This window comes from Streptomyces sp. MCA2 (genome assembly GCF_023544705.1).
In the GTDB taxonomy this organism is placed as follows: domain Bacteria; phylum Actinomycetota; class Actinomycetes; order Streptomycetales; family Streptomycetaceae; genus Streptomyces; species Streptomyces decoyicus.
On the sequence record NZ_JAMJFM010000136.1, the window covers coordinates 1 to 430 of the forward strand.

The window sequence follows — 430 nt, forward strand, 5'->3', positions numbered from 1 at the left end:
GAGGCGGGTGGCGAGGAGGGAGTGTCCGCCGAGGTCGAAGAAGTTGTCGTCGATGCCGACGCGGTCCACGCCGAGGATCTGGGCGAAGGCGTGGCAGAGGAGTTCTTCGTGGGTGTTGCGGGGGCCGCGGGTGGTTGTGGTGGGGGTGAACTGGGGTGCGGGGAGGGCTTTGTGGTCCAGTTTCCCGTTCGGCGTCAGCGGGAGAGTGTCGAGGGTGACGACGGCTGCGGGGACCATGTAGTCCGGCAGGGCCTGCGCGGCGTGTTCCCGCAGGTCGACGGTTGCCGTGTCAGCGTCCTCCGTAGTGACGACGTAGGCGACGATGCGCTGGTCGCCGGGCTGGTCTTCGCGGACGATGACGGCTGCCTGGCGCACCTGGGCGTGGTTGGTGATGACGGCTTCGATTTCGCCGAGTTCGATGCGGTAGCCG

1 protein-coding gene is annotated in these 430 nt (G+C 67.9%); it reads right to left on the minus strand.

Translation table 11 applies throughout. The features are described from left to right. Positions 1-430: phosphopantetheine-binding protein (locus M8I34_RS42095; RefSeq protein WP_250058172.1), on the minus strand; the 430-nt coding region annotated here is incomplete at both ends.